This window comes from Pseudoalteromonas byunsanensis (genome assembly GCF_001854475.1).
GTDB lineage: Bacteria > Pseudomonadota > Gammaproteobacteria > Enterobacterales > Alteromonadaceae > Pseudoalteromonas > Pseudoalteromonas byunsanensis.
Genome location: NZ_MNAN01000022.1, coordinates 1 through 3,031, shown reverse-complemented (window position 1 = coordinate 3,031; position 3,031 = coordinate 1). Strand labels below are relative to the sequence as shown.

The following is a 3,031-nucleotide window of genomic DNA, read 5'->3' as shown; positions in this document are numbered from 1 at the left end:
TTGCAACAGTAAATGATACGACTGAAGTATATGCAAATGCTTCTTGGTCAAAATTCGAAATGATCACTCGTATCGCGCCATACCCAACAGGTATTCCACTAAGTGCAGATTCAGAGCTAGCTAAAAAATACATAATTCCTCACACACCTCAGGCTGTTTTAGATGATATGGTTGGTATCAGCGCTCGCTGGCGTGTACTTCCTGGCGGTAACCGTACAGACGAGTGGAACACAACAACTAGCCAAATCACAGCGGGTATCCGTGGTGAAATCTCTGAATGGTCTTATGACCTAGCGGTAACTCGTGGTGATTCAGAGCGTGAGCAAAACCGTTTAACTGGTTATCCTAAGCAAGACGAGTTCCTAGCACTACTTAACTCTGGTGCTATCGACATCTTCGCTGCGCCTGAAGACCTAACTGCTGAAGAGAACTCTGCTGTTGCAGCTTCAATGTTCAACGGTCTATGGGAAGAAACTGAAACTACAATGACAGCAATTGAAGGTAAGCTGTCAGGTGCTATTGCAGATTTAGACGCAGGTAGTGTATACCTAGGTGTTGGTTTCGATTACCGTGCATCTGAGTACGCACGTTCAAACGGCGAAGGCAATAACAACAAGGTTGTATTGTACGAGTCAGTATCTCCTGAGTATGACCTAGATCGTGACAACTACGGTGCATTTGCTGAAGTTATCGTTCCAGTTATGGAAAACCTAGAGTTAACAGGTTCAATCCGTTACGACAGCATCGGTGAAATCACTGATTCACTTCGTGAAGGCAACAAAACTGTAAACGACAGCGAAAACGATACAACGTACAAGTTAAGCTTATCTTACCGTCCTACAGACGAGCTATTACTACGTGCTTCAATGGGTACTGGCTTTAAGATGGCAACGATGCGTCAAATCGCTGAGCCACGTGTAGAGTTTGGTGTAACAGCTTCACCATATGACTGTCCACTAGCATCAGGTCACCCACTTAAGTCAGCGTGTCACTCAGACAAGCTTCAGTATGACGTATACCGTGAAGGTAACGCTAACTTGAAGCCAGAAACATCTGAGCAGTACACATTCGGTTTCGTATGGGCTGGTGATACAGGTACAAGTGTGTCAGTAGATTACTGGAACATTGAAATGGAGAACGAGGTTCAACGTTTAACTCAGAACCAAATCTTCTTCAACCCAGCGACATATAACCACCTATTCACGACGAAGTATGATGAAAGTTTGAAAAAAGACGTTCTGGCTATCGTTCAGGCAGCTGATAACGTTGGTCAGTCAACGACTACAGGTATCGACTGGAGCATCAACTTAACAAACGAATTGTCATTCGGTACGTTAAAGACTGGTATCATGGGTACTTACCTGATTGAGTCTGAAAGCCTACGTGTTGGTACAACTGATGTTTGGGATTCAAGCTTAGGTAAAGTTGGTACTGATGAAGCGGTTGCATTCCGTAACATCGTAAACATCAACAACTCATTCACTCATGGTAACTTCACGCATGACTTGAATATCAAGGCGCGCAGTGGTTACACAGATGCAGCGGCAGATGTAAACTTCACTGTATTTAGAGCTGATTTGAGCGAAGAAGTTGATGGTAGCCTAATCCAGAAGCATATCCCGGTATACTTCACTGTTGACTACCGCTTGTCATACGCTTACGGCGACAATGCAAACGTAACATTTGGTATTAAGAACTTACTAGACAAAGAGCCACCGTTCACGCTAAACGCGGCAGCGGGTCACCAGGTAGGTTACGATCCACGTTACGCAGACCCGTACGGTCGTACTTTCTACATCCAAGCTGATTACACTTTCTAAGTTAGTTTGATGTAATAGAATTTAAACCCCACTTTTAAGTGGGGTTTTTTTTGCTCCTAAAAACATTTCATTAGCCACCATTTGATAAATATTTCAAATAAATTCAAATTTTTATTGTTCCCCTTTAGGGTGGAAATAAAATGTAAATTTTACATTGTTTTTTCTTGTTGTTAATTTGGGGTCAACATCAAATTTGTTTATTTTGTTGATTTATAAAGTGTTTTTAATTTATAAAGTTTTGTTTACACGTTGCTATTTTTGGTACTTTCAGTGTGTTTTTGTTCCTTTATTAGGTTTATTAGATGTTGACCTGCCGTTTCAACCAAGCTTAGTATTGAGCCCAGTATCTAAATATGAACACTCTGTTTTAGTTTTGGATATTTAAATAAAACTATAATAATCATATGATTAGTTTTAATCAGGGAGACAAAATACATGTTAAATTCAAAAGTATCAAAAGCGGTTCGCTTAGCAATCGCGTTTGGCGCTGCTTCTACGGCTGCGTTTTCTGCGAACACGTTCGCAGCCGAAGGTGAAGAGAAAGTAGAACGTATCGAAGTTACCGGTTCTGCAATCAAAAGAACTGACTTAGAAGGTGCATTGCCACTAGACGTTATCGATGCTTCAGCTATCGCTAAATCAGGTGTAACAAGCGTTCCAGATTTAATCGCTAACCTTCCTGCGATGCAGGGTTTCACAGCTGCTGGTGAGTCAGTAGGTGGTGGCGGTGGCGGTGTTCAAACTGCTTCACTAAGAAACTTAGGTTCAGAGTACACACTTGTACTTCTAAACGGTCGTCGTATGGTATCTTCTGATTCAGGCGGTACTATCGACCTTAACTCTATTCCTTTATCGGCTATCAAGCGCGTTGAAATCCTAAAAGATGGTGCATCTGCATTATACGGTTCTGACGCTATCGCGGGTGTTGTTAACTTCATCCTAAAAGATGACGTTCAAAACACGACTATCAGCGCTCGTTATGACAAGCCAAAAGACACTTCAAGCTCTAACTTCTCAATCACAACTGGTTTCGGTGACCTAAGTGTTGATGGTTTCAACATCACAGCTGCTTATAGCCGTGATGAGCAAGACAACCTACGTTCAGTTGACCGTGATTTCGCGAAAACTGGTTTCATCTCGTTTGAACATTCAGGCCAAGACCTACTAGCGGTTGCTGGTTCTTCAAGTGCTATTCCTGGTAACGCGTATGT

The 3,031-nt window shown here is 42.2% G+C and carries 2 protein-coding genes; both read left to right on the top strand.

Features of this window, described 5'->3' with window-relative positions; translation table 11 throughout:
- Positions 1-1,820 (top strand): TonB-dependent receptor domain-containing protein (locus BIW53_RS03305; protein ID WP_139158770.1); only part of this gene is annotated, 1,820 nt, incomplete at its 5' end.
- A gap of 435 nt (positions 1,821-2,255) precedes the next feature.
- On the top strand, positions 2,256-3,031 hold a 776-nt coding region (locus tag BIW53_RS03295), incomplete at its 3' end, for a TonB-dependent receptor plug domain-containing protein (protein ID WP_175442070.1).